This window comes from Pseudonocardia sp. NPDC049635 (assembly GCF_040659795.1).
In the GTDB taxonomy this organism is placed as follows: Bacteria; Actinomycetota; Actinomycetes; order Mycobacteriales; family Pseudonocardiaceae; genus Pseudonocardia.
Genome location: NZ_JBFAON010000001.1, coordinates 60,340 through 79,084 on the forward strand (window position 1 = coordinate 60,340; position 18,745 = coordinate 79,084).

15 protein-coding genes and 2 pseudogenes are annotated in these 18,745 nt (G+C 73.3%); 13 read left to right on the forward strand and 4 right to left on the reverse strand.

All coding sequences use genetic code 11. From position 1 onward, the window contains the following. Window positions 1–121 precede the first annotated feature (121 nt). Window positions 122–613 (reverse strand): transcriptional regulator, encoded by a 492-nt coding sequence (locus AB0J24_RS00290; RefSeq protein ID WP_358673071.1) that lies wholly within the window; start codon window positions 611–613, stop codon window positions 122–124. 571 nt (window positions 614–1,184) lie between these two features. On the opposite strand from AB0J24_RS00290, the gene pyrR reads away from it, so the two are divergent. The 6 genes and pseudogenes from pyrR to pyrF all read left to right on the forward strand — a co-directional run bounded on the left by pyrR (window position 1,185) and on the right by pyrF (window position 10,044). Beyond that, a complete protein-coding gene (pyrR, locus tag AB0J24_RS00295) occupies window positions 1,185–1,775 on the forward strand; it encodes a bifunctional pyr operon transcriptional regulator/uracil phosphoribosyltransferase PyrR (RefSeq protein WP_358673073.1) in 591 nt (196 codons plus the stop codon). Beyond that, a complete protein-coding gene (locus AB0J24_RS00300; RefSeq protein WP_358673075.1) occupies window positions 1,772–2,740 on the forward strand; it encodes an aspartate carbamoyltransferase catalytic subunit in 969 nt (322 codons plus the stop codon). Before pyrR ends, AB0J24_RS00300 begins: the two co-directional genes overlap by 4 nt. Window positions 2,741–2,742: 2 nt before the next feature. Further along, window positions 2,743–4,035, forward strand: a complete 1,293-nt coding sequence (locus tag AB0J24_RS00305; protein ID WP_358673077.1) for a dihydroorotase — start codon at window positions 2,743–2,745, stop codon at window positions 4,033–4,035. Then, window positions 4,032–5,168 (forward strand): annotated as a pseudogene (carA, locus tag AB0J24_RS00310) (glutamine-hydrolyzing carbamoyl-phosphate synthase small subunit); the annotation flags it as partial. The gene AB0J24_RS00305 and the pseudogene carA, both read left to right, overlap by 4 nt. Window positions 5,169–5,848: 680 nt before the next feature. Next, complete coding sequence (carB, locus tag AB0J24_RS00315) at window positions 5,849–9,205, forward strand: carbamoyl-phosphate synthase large subunit (RefSeq protein ID WP_358673079.1); 3,357 nt, start codon at window positions 5,849–5,851, stop codon at window positions 9,203–9,205. Next, complete coding sequence (gene pyrF, locus AB0J24_RS00320; RefSeq protein ID WP_358673081.1) at window positions 9,202–10,044, forward strand: orotidine-5'-phosphate decarboxylase; 843 nt, start codon at window positions 9,202–9,204, stop codon at window positions 10,042–10,044. Before carB ends, pyrF begins: the two co-directional genes overlap by 4 nt. Window positions 10,045–10,066: 22 nt before the next feature. Here the strand turns inward: pyrF and AB0J24_RS00325 are convergent, their stop codons facing one another. Beyond that, entirely contained in the window at window positions 10,067–10,717 is a 651-nt protein-coding gene (locus AB0J24_RS00325; protein WP_358673083.1) for a TetR/AcrR family transcriptional regulator, read from the reverse strand. Window positions 10,718–10,791: 74 nt separating this feature from the next. Next, window positions 10,792–11,223, reverse strand: coding sequence for an SDR family oxidoreductase (locus AB0J24_RS00330; RefSeq protein WP_358673085.1), 432 nt, complete (start codon window positions 11,221–11,223; stop codon window positions 10,792–10,794). Between AB0J24_RS00330 and AB0J24_RS00335 the strand changes: the two genes are divergently transcribed. From AB0J24_RS00335 to coaBC, 6 genes and pseudogenes are all read left to right on the forward strand, one after another. Further along, window positions 11,192–12,583: a phenylacetate--CoA ligase family protein gene (locus tag AB0J24_RS00335; protein WP_358673087.1), complete on the forward strand. Its 1,392-nt coding sequence runs from the start codon at window positions 11,192–11,194 to the stop codon at window positions 12,581–12,583. The genes AB0J24_RS00330 and AB0J24_RS00335 overlap by 32 nt on opposite strands. An 83-nt stretch (window positions 12,584–12,666) precedes the next feature. Further along, window positions 12,667–13,624, forward strand: a pseudogene (locus AB0J24_RS00340) (PDR/VanB family oxidoreductase). A gap of 316 nt (window positions 13,625–13,940) precedes the next feature. Next, entirely contained in the window at window positions 13,941–14,255 is a 315-nt protein-coding gene (mihF, locus tag AB0J24_RS00345; protein WP_358673089.1) for an integration host factor, actinobacterial type, read from the forward strand. Window positions 14,256–14,267: 12 nt separating this feature from the next. Then, window positions 14,268–14,900, forward strand: a complete 633-nt coding sequence (gene gmk / locus AB0J24_RS00350; RefSeq protein WP_358673091.1) for a guanylate kinase — start codon at window positions 14,268–14,270, stop codon at window positions 14,898–14,900. A gap of 44 nt (window positions 14,901–14,944) precedes the next feature. Next, window positions 14,945–15,211, forward strand: a complete 267-nt coding sequence (gene rpoZ / locus AB0J24_RS00355) for a DNA-directed RNA polymerase subunit omega (RefSeq protein WP_186360156.1) — start codon at window positions 14,945–14,947, stop codon at window positions 15,209–15,211. A gap of 9 nt (window positions 15,212–15,220) precedes the next feature. Next, window positions 15,221–16,444 carry a bifunctional phosphopantothenoylcysteine decarboxylase/phosphopantothenate--cysteine ligase CoaBC gene (coaBC, locus tag AB0J24_RS00360; RefSeq protein ID WP_358673093.1) on the forward strand — a complete coding sequence of 408 codons (1,224 nt, stop codon included), beginning with the start codon at window positions 15,221–15,223 and terminating at the stop codon, window positions 16,442–16,444. A 94-nt stretch (window positions 16,445–16,538) separates the two neighbouring features. On the opposite strand, the gene AB0J24_RS00365 is transcribed toward coaBC, so the two are convergent. Beyond that, complete coding sequence (locus AB0J24_RS00365; RefSeq protein ID WP_358673096.1) at window positions 16,539–17,144, reverse strand: SH3 domain-containing protein; 606 nt, start codon at window positions 17,142–17,144, stop codon at window positions 16,539–16,541. Between the two features lie 365 nt (window positions 17,145–17,509). On the opposite strand from AB0J24_RS00365, the gene metK reads away from it, so the two are divergent. After that, window positions 17,510–18,727 (forward strand): methionine adenosyltransferase, encoded by a 1,218-nt coding sequence (metK, locus tag AB0J24_RS00370; protein WP_358673099.1) that lies wholly within the window; start codon window positions 17,510–17,512, stop codon window positions 18,725–18,727. The last annotated feature ends 18 nt before the right edge of the window (window positions 18,728–18,745 follow it).

Below are 18,745 nucleotides of genomic sequence, written 5' to 3' on the forward strand. Positions count from 1 at the left end.
GTGTCGCCTGCCGACCGGTCGGTGGCGGCCGAGGGACTGTGCTGAGACCCCCGGCCGCCACCGCCGGGCCGAACACCGGGCGCGCCACCCTTCCCCTGGGGCGCGACCGGTGCGGACCCGATCATCCCACCTGGCTGCCCGGGCGGGCCTCGGGAGGTAGCACACCCCACTCGATGAGCTGGTCGGTCAGCTCACCGGGCGACATGTCGTAGATGATCGCCAGCGAGCGCAGGTCCTCGGCGCGGATCGAGAGGACCTTGCCGTTGTAGTCGCCGCGCTGGCTCTGGATGGCCGCCGCGTAGCGGGCCAGCGGGCCCACCTTGTCCGCCGGCAGCTGCTGCAGCCGCTCCAGGTTGATCACGATCTTCGTGGCGGGCTCGCTCCCGGACGGGATGCGGCCCTCGGGGAGCAGCTCGGCCACCGGGACGCCGTAGAAGTCGGCCAGCTCGGCCAGCTTCTGCACGGTGACCGCTCGGTCCCCGCGCTCGTAGGAGCCCACGACGACCGCCTTCCAGCGCCCGCCCGACTTCTGCTCGACACCGTGCAGCGACAGCCCCTGCTGTTGTCTGATCGCCCGGAGCTTCCCCCCGAGCGCCTTGGCGTAGTCGCCCATCGATCCCCTCGTTCCTGACGGTGGCGTACCGGCTTCGGACGGGCCGGTCACCGGCGGTGCGCCCACCCGTCCTCGCCGTAGCCCCTGTGGGTGGTCCCCGGTCGGGGCGGTGAGCCCGGTGCCGCGCGGGCACGGCCGGACCACCGTCCGCCCCGCGCACCACGACACTGCTGCACGTTCCCTGTTTGATACGGAGAGTAATCTTCCGGGTCGGGTCCGGCGCGGTCAAGTTCGACCCCCTGCTCGGGGGGTTGACGAGCGGTTTCCCACACGAACGGGGCAGTCCGTGTCCCTCGTCAGCGGTAGCGGTGGGTGCCGGGGCGCGGGTGGACCATATTTCCCGGCAGTTCGCATGGGCAGAATCGGGTATCCCGAGGCCCGCGTGCCAAGCCGTACCGGCCACTGCGGATCGTCACCGGACCGTGATCCCGACCGGGTGACGTGATGTGGCCGGGCTCGCCCTGTGACGCGCTGCGGCCGGGCCGCGGGGCCGCAGGGGCGGTTGCTAGGTTGGGTGCGGCAAGACCGTCCTTTAAGACCCGTCCGGTGAGGCGGGGAAGGAGCACACCTCGTGGCGCAGAACCGCCGCGGGGACGTCGGTGCGCAGGATCCCGCCCGGGAGCTGCTCAGCGCCGCCGACGTCGCCCGCACCGTCGCGCGCATCGCGCACCAGATCATCGAGAAGACCGCCTTCGGCCCCGACAGCCCGGACGATCTCGTCCTGCTCGGCGTGCCGACCCGTGGTGTTCACCTGGCGCACCGGCTGGCCGAGGCGATCACCGAGTTCGCCGGTGTCGCACCGGCGGTCGGGTCGGTCGACGCCACCCTCTACCGCGACGACCTGCGCCGCGGGCCGGCCCGCGCGCTGGAGTCCACCGCCGTCCCCGAGGGCGGGGTGGACGACAAACTCGTCGTGCTCGTCGACGACGTGCTGATGTCCGGCCGGACCACCCGTGCCGCGCTGGACGCGCTGCGCGACGAGGGCAGGCCGCGGATCGTGCAGCTCGCCGTCCTGGTCGACCGCGGTCACCGGGAGCTGCCGATCCGCGCGGACTACGTCGGGAAGAACGTCCCGACCTCCCGGTCGGAGCAGATCCTGGTCTCGCTCGCCGAGATCGACGGGAGCGACGGCGTCTGGATCACCCAGGGGGAGTCCTCGTGAGGCACCTGCTCTCGGTCGCCGACCTCGACGCCAGCGAGGCGACGGCGCTGCTGGACACCGCGGACCGGTTGCGGCAGGCGCTGCTCGGCCGCGAGGTCCGCAAGCTGCCGACGTTGCGCGGTCGCACGGTGATCACGATGTTCTACGAGAACTCCACCCGGACCAGGGTGTCGTTCGAGATCGCCGGCAAGTGGATGAGCGCGGACACGGTGAACGTGTCGGCGTCCGGTTCGTCGGTGTCGAAGGGCGAGTCGCTGCGCGACACGGCGTTGACGCTGTCCTCGATGGGGGCCGACTGCGTGGTCGTGCGACACCCGGCCTCCGGTGCGGCGCACCGGCTGGCGCACTGGATGGACACGGCGGGACCGCGCATCGATACGCCCTCCCGGAAGGCGACCGGTATGCCGACCGCGATCGTGAACGCCGGCGACGGCACGCACGAGCACCCCACCCAGGCGCTGCTCGACGCGGCCACCCTGCGGGACCGGCTCGGCGGGATCGCCGGGCGGCGGATCGCGATCGTGGGCGACGTGCTGCACTCGCGCGTGGCCCGCTCCAACGTCCTGCTGCTGGCGACCCTGGGGGCCGAGGTGGTGCTGGTGGCGCCGCCGACGCTCCTGCCGGCCGGGGTCGAGCAGTGGCCCTGCCGGGTCTCCTACCACCTGGACGCGGAGCTCCCCGCCGCCGACGCGGTGATGATGCTGCGGGTCCAGGCCGAGCGGATGCACGGCGGATTCTTCCCGTCGGCCCGCGAGTACGCGGTCGGCTACGGCCTCTCCGAGGACCGGGCCGCCCTGCTCGCCGAGCACGCAGTGGTGCTGCACCCGGGCCCCATGGTGCGTGGCATGGAGATCGCGCCGGCGGTCGCCGATGCGCCCAACTCCGCCGTCCTGCAGCAGGTGCGCACCGGTGTGCACGTGCGGATGGCCGTCCTCTACCACCTCCTCGCCGGAGCACCGGAGTGAACATGAGCGACCTTCTGATCACCGACGCCCGGCCCTACGGCGGCGAGGCGACCGACCTGCTGGTCAGCGACGGTCTCGTCGCCGCCATCGGCAGCGGCCTGGACGCGCCCGAGGGCGTCGAGGTGCTCGACGCCGGCGGCGCGGTCCTGCTGCCCGGCTTCGTCGACCTGCACGTGCACCTGCGCGAGCCCGGCGGCGAGGAGTCCGAGACGATCGAGACCGGCAGCCACGCCGCGGCACTGGGCGGGTTCACCGCGGTGTTCGCGATGCCGAACACCGACCCGGTCGCCGACTCCGACGTCGTCGTCGAGCACGTGTGGCGGCGCGGCGCCGAGATCGGCCTGGTCGACGTGCACCCGGTCGGTGCGGTCACCGTCGGGCTCGGCGGTGAGCGCCTCGCCGAGCTGGGCACGATGGCGAACTCGCGGGCCGCGGTCCGGATGTTCTCCGACGACGGCCGCTGCGTGAACGACCCGCTGATCATGCGCCGCGCGCTGGAGTACGCCTCGGCGCTCGACGCGGTCATCGCCCAGCACGCCGAGGACCACCGGCTCACCGCGGGTGCGCAGGCCCACGAGGGCGCGGTCGCGGCCCGGCTCGGCCTGGCCGGCTGGCCGGCGACCGCGGAGGAGACGATCGTCGCCCGGGACTGCGCGCTGGCCCGTGAGGCCCGCGCCCGGCTGCACGTCTGCCACATCTCGACCGCCCGCACCATCGACGTGCTGCGCGCGGCGAAGGCACAGGGGGTGCAGGTCTCCGCCGAGGTGACCCCGCACCACCTGCTGCTCACCGACGGCCGGCTGACCGGCTACGACCCGGTGAACAAGGTCAACCCGCCGTTGCGCACCGCGGACGACACCCGGGCGATGCGGGAGGCGCTGGCCGAGGGCGTGATCGACGTCGTCGCCACCGATCACGCGCCGCACGCCGCGCAGTACAAGGACACCGAGTGGCAGGCGGCCAGGCCGGGCATGCTGGGTCTGCAGACGGCGCTGTCGGTGCTGATCGAGACGATGGTCGAGCCGGGGTTGCTGGACTGGTACGGCGTCGCGCGGGTGCTCTCCGAGCGCCCGGCCGAAATCGGCAGGCTCGCCGACCAGGGCCGGCCGATCGACGTGGGCGAGCCGGCGACGTTCGCCCTCGTCGACCCGGACGCGGCCTGGACGGTCCGCGGCGCGAACCTGGCGAGCAAGGCGGCGAACACGCCGTACGAGGGAATGCGGCTGCCCGGCGTGGTGGTCGCGACGGTCCTGCGTGGTCGGATCACCGCGCGGGACGGGAAGGTTCAGGCATGACGAGCACGGGCAGCGCACGGAGCACGCGGGACGGGGCCGGCACGGCCCTGCTGGTCCTTGAGGACGGCCGGATCTTCCGTGGCGAGTCCTACGGCGCGACCGGGCAGAGTCTCGGCGAGGCCGTGTTCACCACCGGGATGACCGGCTATCAGGAGACGTTGACCGACCCGTCGTACCACCGCCAGATCGTCCTGCAGACCGCACCGCAGATCGGCAACACCGGCTGGAACGACGAGGACGACGAGTCGGCCCGCATCCAGGTCGCCGGTTACGTGGTCCGCGACCCGGCCCGGCGGCCGTCGAACTGGCGGGCCACCGGTTCGCTGGAGGACGCCCTGCGCGCCCAGGGCGTCGTCGGGATCGCCGGCATCGACACTCGGGCCGTGGTGCGGCACCTGCGTGAGCGGGGCGCGATGCGGGCCGGGGTCTTCTCCGGTGCCGCGCTGGCCGGTGAGCCCGAGCTCGTCGAGCGGGTGCGGCAGAGCCCGCAGATGGAGGGCGCCGACCTGTTCGGTGCCGTGACCACCGCCGAGCCCTACGTGGTCCCGGCGGCGGGGGAGCGCCGGTTCGTCGTCGCGGCCCTGGACGTCGGGATCAAGTACAACACCCCGCGGATGATGGCGGCCCGCGGCATCGAGGTGCACGTGCTGCCCGCGTCCAGCACGATCGAGGAGATCGAGTCGCTGCGCCCGGACGGGTTCTTCGTCGCGAACGGCCCCGGGGACCCGGCCACCGCCGACGGCCCGGTCGCGCTGACCCGGCAGGTCCTGGAGCGCCGGATCCCGCTGTTCGGGATCTGCTTCGGCAACCAGATCCTGGGCCGGGCGCTCGGCCGGGACACCTACAAGCTGCGCTACGGCCATCGCGGCATCAACATCCCGGTCGTCGAGCACGCCACCGGGCGGGTCGCGATCACCTCGCAGAACCACGGTTTCGCCGTCGCGGGGGAGGCGGGCGAGGAGTTCCACACCCCCTACGGCCGGGCCGTGATCACCCACACCTGCCCGAACGACGGCTGCGTGGAGGGCATGGCCGGGATCGACTTCCCGGCCTTCTCCGTGCAGTACCACCCGGAGGCCGCGGCCGGCCCGCACGACGCGGCGAACCTGTTCGACCGGTTCGCCCAGCTCATGACGGACAACCCGGCCGGTTACGCCGGCGTGGCCGCGCGCCGCCCGGCGGGTGCCGTCCCGGCGCCGTACCCGGAGCCGGAGGACGGCCCGGACGGCCCCGCCGGCAGCGGCCCGGTGACCGGTGGCGGCCCGGCGATCGGCGACGGACCGGCGACCGCCGGCGAACCGGGGAACAGCGGGGGACCGGGGGCCGGCAGCGAGCCGGCGACCGGCAGTGCAGCCGCCGGCGGACCGCAGGACGCTGTGCGGGCGCAGGCACCGGCAGCGACCGCCCAGCCGTCCCCGGCGGCACCACCGGCGGCGACGGCGGGCCCCTCGGTCGACCTGGACCCCGGCCGCCCGGGCCCGCGCCCGGCCGGGGGCCCCACCGGTGGGCCCGCGCCGACCACCCGGCTGCCGGTGACCCCGCCCGCGGGCACCCCGGCGGCCGAGCCGCCGACCAGCAGGCTGCCCACGGTGCCGGGCCCCGGCACACCTGACCCGCTGACGGCGCCGTTCTCCGACGTCGAGAACGCGCTGCGCCGTGAGGGCGGGGCATCGGACGTCCCGGCCGGACCCGACGAGCCCGCACACCACGCCGACCCGGTGACCGGCCGGTCCGGCCCGGTCGACGACCGTCCCTGGCCGCCACCCCCGGCCGGAAGCGCCGACGCCGAGCAGGCCCGGCAGGAGGAGAACTGATGCCCCGCCGCGACGACATCGACCACGTGATGGTGATCGGCTCCGGGCCGATCGTCATCGGCCAGGCCTGCGAGTTCGACTACTCGGGGACCCAGGCGTGCCGGGTGCTGCAGGCCGAGGGGATCCGCGTCTCGCTGGTCAACTCGAACCCGGCGACGATCATGACCGACCCGGAGTTCGCGGATGCGACCTACGTCGAGCCGATCACCCCGGAGTTCGTCGAGAAGGTCATCGCCGCCGAGCAGGCCGCGGGTACGCCGGTCACGGCGATCCTGGCCACCCTCGGCGGGCAGACCGCGCTGAACACCGCGATCGCCCTGCACGACAACGGCGTCCTGGAGCGCTACGGCGTCGAGCTGATCGGTGCCGACGTCGAGGCCATCCAGCGCGGCGAGGACCGGCTGAAGTTCAAGGACATCGTCACCGAGGTCGGCGGCGACGTCCCGCGCTCGCGGGTCTGCCACTCGATGGACGAGGTCCGCGAGGCAGCGGCCGAGCTGGGGTTGCCGGTGGTGATCCGGCCCTCGTTCACCATGGGCGGACTCGGCTCGGGCATGGCGCACTCGGCCGAGGAGCTGGAACGCCTCGCCGGCTCCGGGCTGGACGCCTCCCCGGTCACCGAGGTCCTCATCGAGGAGTCGGTGCTCGGCTGGAAGGAGTACGAGCTGGAGCTGATGCGCGACCGCCACGACAACGTGGTCGTCGTCTGCTCCATCGAGAACCTCGACCCGATGGGCGTGCACACCGGTGACTCGATCACCGTCGCCCCGGCGATGACCCTGACCGACCGCGAGTACCAGCACATGCGCGACGTGGGCATCGCGGTGCTCCGCGCGGTCGGCGTCGACACCGGCGGCTGCAACATCCAGTTCGCGGTGCACCCGGAGACCGGCCGCCTGGTCGTGATCGAGATGAATCCGCGGGTCTCCCGGTCGAGCGCGCTCGCGTCGAAGGCCACCGGCTTCCCGATCGCCAAGATCGCGGCCCGGCTGGCCGTCGGCTACACCCTCGACGAGATCCGCAACGACATCACCGGTGAGACCATCGCCGCGTTCGAGCCGGCGCTGGACTACGTCGCGGTCAAGATCCCGCGGTTCGCGTTCGAAAAGTTCCCGGGCGCCGACCCCGAGCTGACCACGACGATGAAGTCCGTCGGCGAGGCGATGTCGCTGGGCCGTTCGTTCCCGGAGGCGCTGGGCAAGGCGATGCGGTCGATGGAGCGGGCCAGGGCCGGTTTCTGGACCGCCCCCGACCCCGACGGCGAGCCGGAGTTCGCCACCCCGGTCGACGGCCGCATCTACGAGGTCGAGCGGGCCCTGCGGTCCGGCCGCAGCGTCGCCGACGTCGCCAAGACCTCCGGTATCGATCCGTGGTTCGTCGACCAGATCGCCCTGCTGGGGGAGCTGCGCGCGGAGATCGAGGCGGCCCCGGTGCTCGACGCCGACCTGCTGCGCCGGGCGAAGCGCTACGGCCTGTCCGATCGCCAGCTGGCCGCCGTCCGGCCGGAGTTCGCCGGCGAGGACGGGGTGCGCTCGCTGCGGCACCGGCTCGGCATCCGGCCCGTCTACAAGACGGTCGACACCTGCGCCGCCGAGTTCGCCGCGAAGACGCCGTACCACTACTCGGCCTACGAGACGGACCCGGCGGCCGAGTCGGAGATCGCCCCGCAGACCGAGAAGCCGAAGGTGCTGATCCTCGGGTCCGGGCCGAACCGGATCGGGCAGGGCATCGAGTTCGACTACTCCTGCGTGCACGCCGTGATGGCGCTGCGCGAGGCCGGGTTCGAGACCGTGATGGTCAACTGCAACCCGGAGACGGTGTCCACCGACTACGACACCGCGGACCGGTTGTACTTCGAGCCGCTGACCTTCGAGGACGTGCTGGAGGTCGTGCACGCCGAGCAGCAGTCCGGCACCGTCGCCGGGGTGATCGTGCAGCTCGGCGGGCAGACCCCGCTCGGCCTGGCGCAGCGGCTCACCGAGGCGGGGGTGCCGGTCGTGGGCACGTCCGCGGCCGCGATCGACCTCGCCGAGGACCGCGGGGCCTTCGGCGAGGTGCTCCGCAGGGCGGGCCTGCCGGCACCCGAGTTCGGCATGGCCACCAGCTTCGAGGGTGCCCGCGAGATCGCCGCCCGGATCGGCTACCCGGTCCTGGTGCGGCCCTCCTACGTGCTGGGCGGGCGTGGCATGGAGATCGTCTACGACGACGCGACGCTGGCCGGGTACATCGCCCGCGCCACCACGATCTCGCCGGACCGGCCGGTGCTGGTCGACCGGTTCCTCGACGACGCCATCGAGATCGACGTCGACGCGCTCTGCGACGGCGAGGAGGTCTATCTCGGCGGCGTGATGGAGCACATCGAGGAGGCCGGTGTGCACTCCGGTGACTCCTCCTGCACGCTGCCGCCGATCACCCTCGGCAGCTCCGTGCTGGCCAAGGTGCGGGAGGCGACGACGGCGATCGCGCACGGTGTCGGCGTGCGCGGGCTGTTGAACGTGCAGTACGCGCTGCACGGCGACGTGCTCTACGTGCTGGAGGCGAACCCGCGGGCGTCGCGGACGGTGCCGTTCGTGTCGAAGGCGACGTCGGTGCCGCTGGCCAAGGCGGCGGCCCGGATCATGCTGGGCGCCACGATCGCCGAGCTGCGCGGCGAGGGCCTGTTGCCCGCCACCGGGGACGGCGGCGCGCTGCCCGCCGACTCGCCGGTCGCGGTGAAGGAGGCGGTGCTGCCGTTCAACCGGTTCCGCAACACCGCCGGTCAGGGGGTCGACCCGCTGCTCGGCCCGGAGATGAAGTCGACCGGTGAGGTGATGGGCTTCGACGCCGCGTTCGGTCCGGCGTTCGCCAAGTCGCAGGCCGCGGCCTACGGGCCGCTGCCCGTCGCGGGCACCGTGTTCGTCTCGATCGCCGATCGGGACAAGCGCGCGATGGTCTTTCCGGTCCGCAGGCTCGCCGACATGGGATTCGAGGTGCTGGCCACCGACGGGACGGCGGAGATGTTGCGCCGCAACGGGATCGAAGTGACGGTCGTGCGCAAGCACTCGTCCGGGTCGACCCCGGACAACCCGACGATCGTGGACACGATCCTGGCCGGCGAGGTCGACCTGATCGTCAACACCCCGGTCGGGAACTCCGGTCCCCGGGTGGACGGCTACGAGATCCGCGCTGCCGCGGTGTCCCGGGGCGTCCCGTGCATCACCACGGTGCAGGGCGCCGCGGCCGCGGTGCAGGGCATCGAGGCGCTCGCCTCGGGCGGGCTCGGGGTGCGCTCGCTGCAGCAGGCGCACGCATCGCTGCGGGCCGCGGTCGAGGCCGGGGCCCCCGGCGGGACCGACGCCCCTGTCTCGGCTACATGAGCGCCCTCGCGTTCGGCGCCCGGTTGGTCGAGGCCGTCGACCGGCTGGGGCCGCTCTGCGCCGGGGTGGACCCGCACCCGGCGCTGCTGGAGGCCTGGGGGCTCGCCGACGACGCCGACGGGCTGGCCGGGTTCGCCGATCGCTGCCTGGACGGGTTCGCCGGCGCGGTGGCGGTGGTGAAGCCGCAGGCGGCGTTCTTCGAGCGGCACGGTGCCGCCGGGGTCGCGGTGCTGGAGCGGCTGCTGGCCGGGTTCGCGTCGACCCCGACGCTGACCCTGCTGGACGCCAAGCGCGGTGACATCGGATCCACGATGGACGGTTACGCGGACGCCTACCTCCGGGTCGGTGCCCCGCTCGGCGCCGACGCACTGACCCTGTCGCCCTATCTCGGTTTCGGTTCGCTCGAGCCCGCGCTGCGGGCGGCAGCGGGCGCCGGGCGCGGGGTGTTCGTGCTGGCCCGCACCTCCAACCCGGAGGGCGGGTCGGTCCAGCTCGCGGTCACCGACGGCGGCCGCTCCGTCGCGCAGTCCATGGTGGACGGTGCGGCGGCCCGCAACGCCGGGACGGACTGCGGCGACGTGGGCGTGGTCGTCGGCGCGACGCACGACCACGGGCTCGACCTGTCCGCCCTGCACGGCGCGGTCCTGGTGCCGGGCCTCGGCGCCCAGGGGGCCACCCCGGCCGAGATCGTCGAGCGGTTCGCCGGGACCGCCGGGCCGGTGCTCCCGGCCGCCGCCCGGTCGCTGCTGCGGGCCGGGCCGCGGCCCGCAGCGCTGCGTGAGGCCGCCCGTGCGCTCTCCGAGGAGCTCGCCGGACTGGCCGCCGGCGCCGCAGGCTGACTTCCGCACCGGGGCGGGGCGCTCAGCCCGGCGCGCCCGCCCCGGGGCTCCGCGGCGCGGCGGGCACCGACCGGGTGAGTCCGTGCACCCCGCCACCGGCCAGCAGGCCACCGAGGATCAGCGCGGTGAGCTCGTCGGCGAGCGCGGCGTCCTCGGCGGCGCCGCGCGGGGTGAACCAGTGCTGCATCCAGTCGAGCATCCCGATCACCGCCCGGGCCGCGATCCGCGGGTCGGTGGGCAGTGAGAGTTCCCCGGTCCGGGCCCCCTCGGCCAGCAACGACTCCACCGCCGCGAGGTAGTGGCGGTCCATCTCGTCGAAGCGGGCGAACGCGGGGGTGCGGGCCCGCCCGACGCGCTGCAGGTAGACGAAGGCGGCGGGGTAGTGGTCGGCGAACACCCTGACCTGGATCCGGACGAGTTCGCGCAACCGCACCGCGACCCCGCTGGACGAGTCCGCGAGCAGCGCGTCCACCTGGGCGAGCAACGCCTCGGCCGGTCCCTCGACCACCGCGAGGAGCAACTCCTCCTTGCTCGCGACGTAGTTGTAGACGCTGCCCTTGAGGATCCCGAGGCGCGCGCTGATGCCCTCCAGCGTGGCGTTGTCGTACCCGTGCTCCCGGAACTCCGCTCCGGCGGCCTCGACGAGCTCCGGGAAGCGGCTGGGGCGGGGCATCGGTTCCTCCGGTCGGTGCGCGGTCGGGCTCGGGTACACGGTGCACGTTCGGTGTCGACCCGGTGCCGGTTGGTTCAGTGCATGGTCCAGCCGCCGTCGACGGACAGGGTGGTGCCGGTCAGGTACGACCCGGCGGGGGAGGCCAGCAGCAGCAGCGGGCCGCTGATCTCGTCGAGCGTCCCGATCCGGCCCATCGGGATCCGGGCCGTCGCCGCGGCTGCGGCGGCCGGGCGGTCGAGCAACGGGGTGGTGAGCTCGGTGCGGACGTAACCCGGGGCGAGCGCGTTGACCCGGATGCCGTGCCGTCCGGTCCACTGCTGGGCCAGGTCGCGGGTGAGCCCGAGCAATCCCGCCTTCGACGCCGAGTAGGCCGCCTGCGGGACCGTGCCGGCGGTCAGGCCGAGCGCCGAGGCGATGTTGACGATCGCGCCCCCGCGGCCACCGTCGATCATCACGCGCCCCGCGTAGCGGCACATGGAGAGCGCACCGAGCAGGTTGACCTGCATCAGTTCGGCGGCCCGGTGCGGATCGTCGTCCTCGGCCGCGCTGATCCTCGACCGGATCCGCCACCAGCTGCGCTACGTCTACTCCGAGCTGCCGTTCTACCGGCGGCACTACGACGCGCACGGGTTCCACCCGGACCAGGTCCGCACCCTCGCGGACTTCACCGCGAAGGTCCCCGTGATCACCAAGAAGATGCTGGTCGCCGACCAGGCCGAGCATCCGCCGTTCGGCAGCTACACCCGTGACTTCTCCACGCCCGACGGACGTCGCGGGATCGCCCGTATCCACGGGTCGTCCGGCACCTCGGGTGTGCCGACGCTCTACGCGGTCTCCGAGGGTGACTGGGAGCGCGCCGCGGACGTGCACGCGATGGCCCAGTGGTGCGCCGGGATCCGGCCCGACGACCTGGCCCAGGTCGGGTTCCCGTTCGGCCTGTTCTTCGGCGGCTGGGGCGTGCTCCAGGGGCTGGAGATCGGCGCGACGGTCTTCCCCGCTCGGGGTCACCGACTCCGAGAAGCACCTGGAGCTGATCACCCGGCTCGGCTCGACGGTGTTCACCGCGACCCCGTCCTACGCCATCCACCTGCTCTCGGTGGCCGAGCGGATGGGGATCGACCTCGCCGGGAGCACCGTCCGCACACTGCTCGTCGGCGGCGAGCCCGGGGCTCCCTGCCCGGGACGCGCCGGATCATCGAACAGGGCTGGGGCGCCACCGTGGTGGACGCCGGCTCGACGTCGGAGATGTACCCGTTCCAGACGACCGTCGGCTGCCCGGCGGGCACCGGGACCCACCTGATCACCGATGAGGTGTACACCGAGATCGTCTCGGGCGACGACCCGCACACCGCCAGCCCGGCCGGCGACCGCGGCAGCGTGGTCTACACCCACCTCTGGCGCGAGTCGCAGCCGATGATCCGGTTCGCGCCCGGCGACGAGAGCTACCTCGACACCACGCCGTGCCCCTGCGGGCGGACCTACCCCCGGCTCCCGGAGGGTGTCCTGGGCAGGCTCGACGACATGCTGGTGATCCGCGGGGCGAACATCTTCCCGTCGGCGATCGAGACCGGTCTGCGCACCATCGACGAGCTGGGGCCGGAGTTCCGCATCCGGGTGACCCGGCCCGGGGCGCTGGACGAGATCAGCGTGGAGGCCGAACTGTCGCACGACGTGGTCGCGGCCGAGACCGGGCAGCCCGCCGGGGTCGTCGAGTCGCGGCGCTCCGATCTGGTGCGACGGACCGAGGCCGTACTCAGACGGATGGTCAACATCTCGGTCCCGGTCCGGCTGCTGGAGCCGGGCACGCTCCCGGAGACCACCTTCAAGGCCCGCCGGGTGGTGGACGAGCGTCCGGACATCAGGTGAGCGCGACCGGTGCGGAGGCCGCACCCCGGCCGTCCACCGCCCAGCAGACCGGTCGGCCGGTGCTGGTCGGCCGGGTCGACACGCTGGCCACGGACGTCGTCGGCGTCGAGTTGCTCCCGGCCGAAGGCGGTGTCCTCCCGGCCTGGGAACCCGGTGCGCACATCGACGTCGAGCTCGGCCCCGGCCTGGTCCGCCAGTACTCGCTCTGCGGTGATCCCGCCGACCGCGAGCACTGGCGGATCGCCGTGCTGCTCCGGCCCGACGGGGGCGGTGGTTCCCGCCGGGTGCACGAGCTCTCCGCCGGGGATGTGCTGGTCGTCCGTGGGCCGCGCAACCACTTCGCGCTGCGCCCGTCGGCCCGCTACGTGTTCGTCGCAGGCGGGATCGGGATCACTCCTGTCCTGCCGATGCTCGCCGCGGCCGACGCGGCCGGCGCGGAGTGGGTCCTGCACTACGGCGGCCGCAGCCGCACGAGCATGGCGTTCCTGCCCGAACTCGCGCGGTACGCCGACCGTGTCCGGCTGCACCCGCAGGACGAGGTGGGGCCGCTGGACCTGGACCGGATCGTGGGGGACATCCCACCGGGCACCTCGGTGTACTGCTGCGGCCCGGCCGGGCTGCTGGACGTGATGGCCGAGCGGTCCCGTGCGTGGCCGCCCGGCACGCTGCGGGTGGAGCGGTTCGCCGCCTCCGGCAGGACGGCGCCGTCCGGCGGGGCCGACTCCGCGCCCGACACCGCGCCTGACGCGGGGACCGACACAGGGACCGACACGGCGTTCGAGGTCGAGTGCCGTGCCTCCGGCGTGACCGTCCAGGTCGCGCCCGGCCGGTCGATCCTCGACGCGGTCGAGGCGGCGGGGTGGCGTGGTCGTGGCGTCGTCGTGCCGGGAGGGGATCTGCGGGACCTGCGAGACGGCGGTCCTCGACGGTGTTCCCGACCACCGCGACGAGGTGCTCGACGAGTCCGAACGCGCCGCCGGCGAGGTGATGATGATCTGCGTGTCCCGGGCGGTCGGTGCCCGGCTCGTGCTCGATCTCTGAACCCGGCGTCCGGCCGCCCGCGGGGTGCGCCGGACGGTCGACACGGACCCGTGCGCGGGGACACGCTGCGCCGACCCGCCGCCCGGGCGAGCCCGGCGGCAGTCGGCCCGTCGCCGGGCGGCCGTGCCGTTGATCACCATGTGGACGGCGAAAGCAGTGGTGGGACCCCCATTGACGCCCTACTGGAGGTCGTGGGTACGTTCGATCGCGGCTCCGGGGACGTCCCCCGGACGGGTCGGTGCGATCCACCGCCCTGCTGCCGCTTCGGCGGCGACGAGAACGACGTGTTCGACACGGAGAGTACGGAGGCAACACCGTGGCCCTTCCCCAGCTGACCGAGGAACAGCGCGCCGCCGCGCTGGAGAAGGCTGCGGCCGCGCGCCGAGCCCGGGCAGAGCTGAAGGAGCGTCTCAAGCGCGGCGGCACCACCCTCGAGGAGGTGCTGAAGCAGGCCGAGACCGACGAGGTCCTGGGCAAGATGAAGGTCTCCGCGCTGCTCGAGGCCCTGCCGAACGTCGGCAAGGTCCGCGCGCAGCAGATCATGGAGGAGCTGGAGATCGCGACCAGCCGCCGGCTGCGCGGCCTCGGCGACCGTCAGCGCAAGGCCCTGCTCGACCGCTACCCGAGCTGATCGGCGCGTCCCGTGACCGGAACCCCCTCCGCCGCGTGCTCCGAGCAGCCCGAGCGACCGGCCCGCGGGCGGCTGCTCGTGCTGGCCGGTCCCTCCGGTGTGGGGAAGAGCCGCGTGGTCGCGGGACTGCGCGAGGCGGTGCCGGAGCTGTTGTTCAGCGTGTCCGCCACGACCAGGCCGCCGCGGCCGGGTGAGGTGGACGGCCGTGACTACCACTTCGTCACCCGCGAGCGGTTCGACGCGCTGATCGAGCGTGGCGAACTCCTCGAATGGGCCGAGGTGCACGGGGGGCTGCAGCGCTCCGGCACGCCGCGGGAGCCCGTCGAACAGGCGCTCGAGGACGGCCGGCCGGTTCTCGTCGAGGTCGACCTGCAGGGCGCTCGTGCGGTGAAGTCGCTCCTCCCGGAGGCGCTCACCGTGTTCGTCGCCCCGCCGTCGATGGAGGAGCTGGCCCGCCGGCTGACCGATCGCGGGACCGACACCCCGGAGCAGCGTGAGCGCCGACTGCGGACCGCGATCGAGGAGATGGCGGCCCGCGACGAGTTCGACGAGGTCGTCGTCAACGACGACCTGCAGGCCGTGATCGGCCGGTTGGTAGCATTGGCGGTCGGCCGGGACGCCGTCGGAGACGTGTCCCAGGCCTGAGACATCCGGGCCCCGGCCGCCCTTTTCGCTTCTGGAGTGAGTACGTGAGCACGCCTACCGGCACCACCGCCCCCGAGGGCATCACCTACCCGCCGATCGACGACCTGCTCGGTCAGGTCAGCTCGAAGTACGCGCTGGTCATCTACGCGGCCAAGCGCGCCCGGCAGATCAACGACTACTACTCCCAGCTCGGCGAGGGCCTGCTGGAGTACGTCGGCCCGCTCGTCGAGCCGGGCCCCCGTGAGAAGCCGCTCTCGATCGCGATGCGTGAGATCCAGGCCGGCATGCTCGAGCACACCGAGGGCGAGTAGCACCCACCGATGCCCGAGTCGGCACCCGAGGTCCTGCTCGGCGTCTCCGGTGGGATCGCCGCCTACAAGAGCGCCGAGCTGCTGCGCAGGCTGACCGAGTCCGGTCACGCGGTGCGGGTGATCCCCACCGAGTCCGCGCTGAGGTTCGTCGGCGCCGCCACCTTCGAGGCACTCTCCGGGCGCCCGGTGGCGACCGGCGTGTTCAGTGACGTCCACGAGGTCCCGCACGTCGCGCTCGGGCAGCGCGCCGATCTCGTCCTGGTCGCCCCGGCCACCGCCGACCTGATGGCCCGGATCGCGCACGGCCGCTCCGACGACCTGCTGACCGCCGCGCTGCTCACCGCGCGATGTCCGGTGGTGCTCGCCCCCGCGATGCACACCGAGATGTGGGAGCACCCCGCGACCCGCGACAACGTCGCGCTGCTCCGGTCCCGCGGCACCGTCGTCCTGGAACCCGCCGCCGGCCGGCTCACCGGCAAGGACACCGGCAAGGGCCGGTTGCCCGACCCGGCCGAGATCGCCGACCTGGCCACGCTGCTGCTGGAGCGCCCCGACGCGCTGCCCCGCGACCTCGAGGGCAGACACGTCGTGGTGAGTGCGGGCGGTACCCGTGAGGCCCTGGACCCGGTCCGCTACCTGGGCAACCGCTCGTCGGGCCGGCAGGGCTGGGCGCTCGCGCGGGTCGCCGCCCAGCGTGGTGCCCGGGTCACCCTGATCGCCGGGCACACCGCGGACCTGGCCGTGCCGGCCGCGGTGGACGTCGTCCACGCCGGTACGGCGGTGGCGATGGAGGCCGCCGTCCGCGCCGCCGCCGCGGACGCCGACGCCGTCGTGATGGCCGCCGCGGTCGCCGACTTCCGGCCGGTCGCCACCGCGGCCGACAAGATCAAGCGGGGCACCGACGAACCCGCACCGCTTCGGCTGGCGCAGAACCCGGACATCCTCGCCGGGCTGGTGCACGACAGCCCCCGGCCGGGTCAGGTCGTCGTCGGGTTCGCCGCGGAGACCGGTGACGCGCAGGGTGACGTCCTGCACCACGGCCGCGCCAAGCTCGCCCGCAAGGGTTGCGACCTGCTCGTGGTGAACGCCGTCGGCGACGGCAAGGCGTTCGAGACACCCGACAACGCCGGCTGGCTGCTCGCCCGCGACGGCGGCGAGGAGGAGCTGCCGATGGGTTCCAAGGCTCTGCTGGCCTCCCGGATCTGGGACGCCGTCTCCCCACGCCTGAGCTGAGCCGCACACCCGGCAGCCGCGCCACACACCTGCTGCAACGGGTGTGCGGTACGGCTACCGGGTGTGCGGCCGGGGACAGCGGTGGTCGGTGCTGTCAGTCGTCGGCGAAGAACGGGTCGGCGGTGGGAGTGCTGCCGGTGCCGGTGTCCGAGTCGGTGCTGCTGTCCGTGCTGCTGCTGTCGGTGCTGCTGCTGTCGGAGCTGTCAGTGGTGTCAGTGCTGTCAGTGGTGTCGGTGGTGCCGGTCGTCGAGGGGGTCGCGCTGCCGGTCGTCGACGGCTCGGAGGCGCCCTCCGGGCTGCCGGACGTGCTCGTCGACGGCGACCGGTCCTCGGGGCGCGGCGCGGTGGAACGCTCCGAGGTGAGCGCGGTGGTGTCCTCACCGTCCGCCGGAGTCGTGGCGGACCCGGTCCCGGGCGAGGCGCTGCCGGTCGTCGCCACGTACTCGGCGACCGCCCAGCCGCCGTACTCGGGCAGCTCCACGAAGCCCTCACGGGTGTCGCCCACCGAGGTGGTGCTGCCGCGCTCGCACACCCCGACGATCGGGGCGTCGGTGGCGGGTTCCGAGCGCACGTTCACGCTCGACGTGCAGGTTCCGGTGCCGGCGGCAGCAGCAGTGCCTGCGATCACACCGGTGGCGGTGACCCCTGCCACCGCCAGGGCAGCGGTGACGGCGGCGATCCGTCGGGATTTCGGCTTCATCGTGGGACATCCTCCGTGCCGACGACGGTGGAGCACCGCCGTGGAGTCGTGTTTCGTCTGGTCCGGTGGCCCGTCCGCACGGTGTGCGGGGGTACTGCCCCGACCAACGAGCGGGGGCGCGCGCGATTCGCGAGCGGAGCGTCAATCACCCCATCCGGCGACCCTGTGTAGCTGAATCTCGGCCGGTGGTCACGGTGGGTGCACAGTTGCGCCTCGTGATCTCCGTACCGTCGCCCGATCTGGACTAGGGTCGGTCTCCGGCGGATGCTCCGAGGGCAGGAGCGTCCGAGCGCGCGCGGCCGCCGAGCGCGTCGCGCCGTCACGTAGACAGCACCACGGCAACACCAGAGCAGCACCACAACGGGATGGAGAAACTGCGCGTGTCGAACACGAGCCGCCGTCTGTTCACGAGCGAGTCGGTCACCGAGGGCCACCCCGACAAGATCTGTGACGCGATCAGCGACACGATCCTCGACGCGATGCTCGCGCAAGACCCGAGCAGCCGGGTGGCCGTCGAGACCCTCGTGACCACCGGGCAGGTGCACGTCGCCGGTGAGGTCACGACCAACGCCTACGTCGAGATCCCGCAACTCGTGCGGGACCGCATCCTGGAGATCGGGTACGACTCGTCCGCCAAGGGCTTCGACGGCGCCTCCTGCGGCGTGAACATCGCGATCGGCGCGCAGTCGCCGGACATCGCCCAGGGTGTCGACACCGCCTACGAGAAGCGCGTCGAGTCCGCCGAGGACGAGATCGCCAAGCAGGGCGCGGGTGACCAGGGCCTGATGTTCGGCTACGCCTGCGAGGACACCCCGGAGCTCATGCCGCTCCCGATCGCCCTGGCCCACCGGCTCTCCCGCAGGCTGACCGAGGTCCGGAAGAACGGCACGCTGCCCTACCTGCGCCCCGACGGCAAGACCCAGGTCACCATCGACTACGAGGGCGCCAAGCCGGCCCGTCTCGACACCGTGGTGCTCTCCACCCAGCACGCCGCGGACGTCGACCTCGACGGCATGCTCGCCCCCGACATCCTCACCCACGTCGTGACCCCGGAGGTCGAGGCGCTCGGCTGGGACCCGTCCGAGCCGCGACTGCTGGTCAACCCGACCGGGCGGTTCGTGCTGGGCGGTCCGATGGGTGACGCCGGGCTGACCGGCCGCAAGATCATCGTCGACACCTACGGCGGCATGGCCCGGCACGGCGGCGGTGCCTTCTCCGGCAAGGACCCGTCGAAGGTCGACCGCTCCGCCGCCTACGCGATGCGCTGGGTCGCCAAGAACGCCGTCGCCGCCGGGCTCGCCGGGCGGATCGAGGTCCAGGTCGCCTACGCGATCGGCAAGGCCGCCCCGGTCGGGCTGTTCATCGAGACCTTCGGCACCGAGAACGTCGACCCGGTCAAGATCCAGGCGGCCATCGAGGAGGTCTTCGACCTGCGGCCGGCCGCGATCATCCGCGACCTGAAGCTGCTGCGCCCGATCTACACCCCGACCGCCGCGTACGGGCACTTCGGCCGCACCGACGTCGAGCTCCCGTGGGAGGACACCTCCCGCGCCGACGCGCTCAAGTCGGCCGTCGGGGCCTGACCGACCGGCACCGGCCCG

Bases quoted from the DNA above. Each gene is read 5' to 3' on its own strand.
- AB0J24_RS00290 (WP_358673071.1), bottom strand. From the start codon at position 613: ATGGGCGACTACGCCAAGGCGCTCGGGGGGAAGCTCCGGGCGATCAGA.
- AB0J24_RS00305 (WP_358673077.1), top strand. From the start codon at position 2,743: ATGAGCGACCTTCTGATCACCGACGCCCGGCCCTACGGCGGCGAGGCG.
- carB (WP_358673079.1), top strand. From the start codon at position 5,849: ATGCCCCGCCGCGACGACATCGACCACGTGATGGTGATCGGCTCCGGG.
- pyrF (WP_358673081.1), top strand. From the start codon at position 9,202: ATGAGCGCCCTCGCGTTCGGCGCCCGGTTGGTCGAGGCCGTCGACCGG.
- AB0J24_RS00325 (WP_358673083.1), bottom strand. From the start codon at position 10,717: ATGCCCCGCCCCAGCCGCTTCCCGGAGCTCGTCGAGGCCGCCGGAGCG.
- AB0J24_RS00335 (WP_358673087.1), top strand. From the start codon at position 11,192: ATGGAGAGCGCACCGAGCAGGTTGACCTGCATCAGTTCGGCGGCCCGG.
- AB0J24_RS00330 (WP_358673085.1), bottom strand. From the start codon at position 11,223: ATGCAGGTCAACCTGCTCGGTGCGCTCTCCATGTGCCGCTACGCGGGG.
- coaBC (WP_358673093.1), top strand. From the start codon at position 15,221: ATGCCCGAGTCGGCACCCGAGGTCCTGCTCGGCGTCTCCGGTGGGATC.
- AB0J24_RS00365 (WP_358673096.1), bottom strand. From the start codon at position 17,144: ATGAAGCCGAAATCCCGACGGATCGCCGCCGTCACCGCTGCCCTGGCG.
- metK (WP_358673099.1), top strand. From the start codon at position 17,510: ATGGAGAAACTGCGCGTGTCGAACACGAGCCGCCGTCTGTTCACGAGC.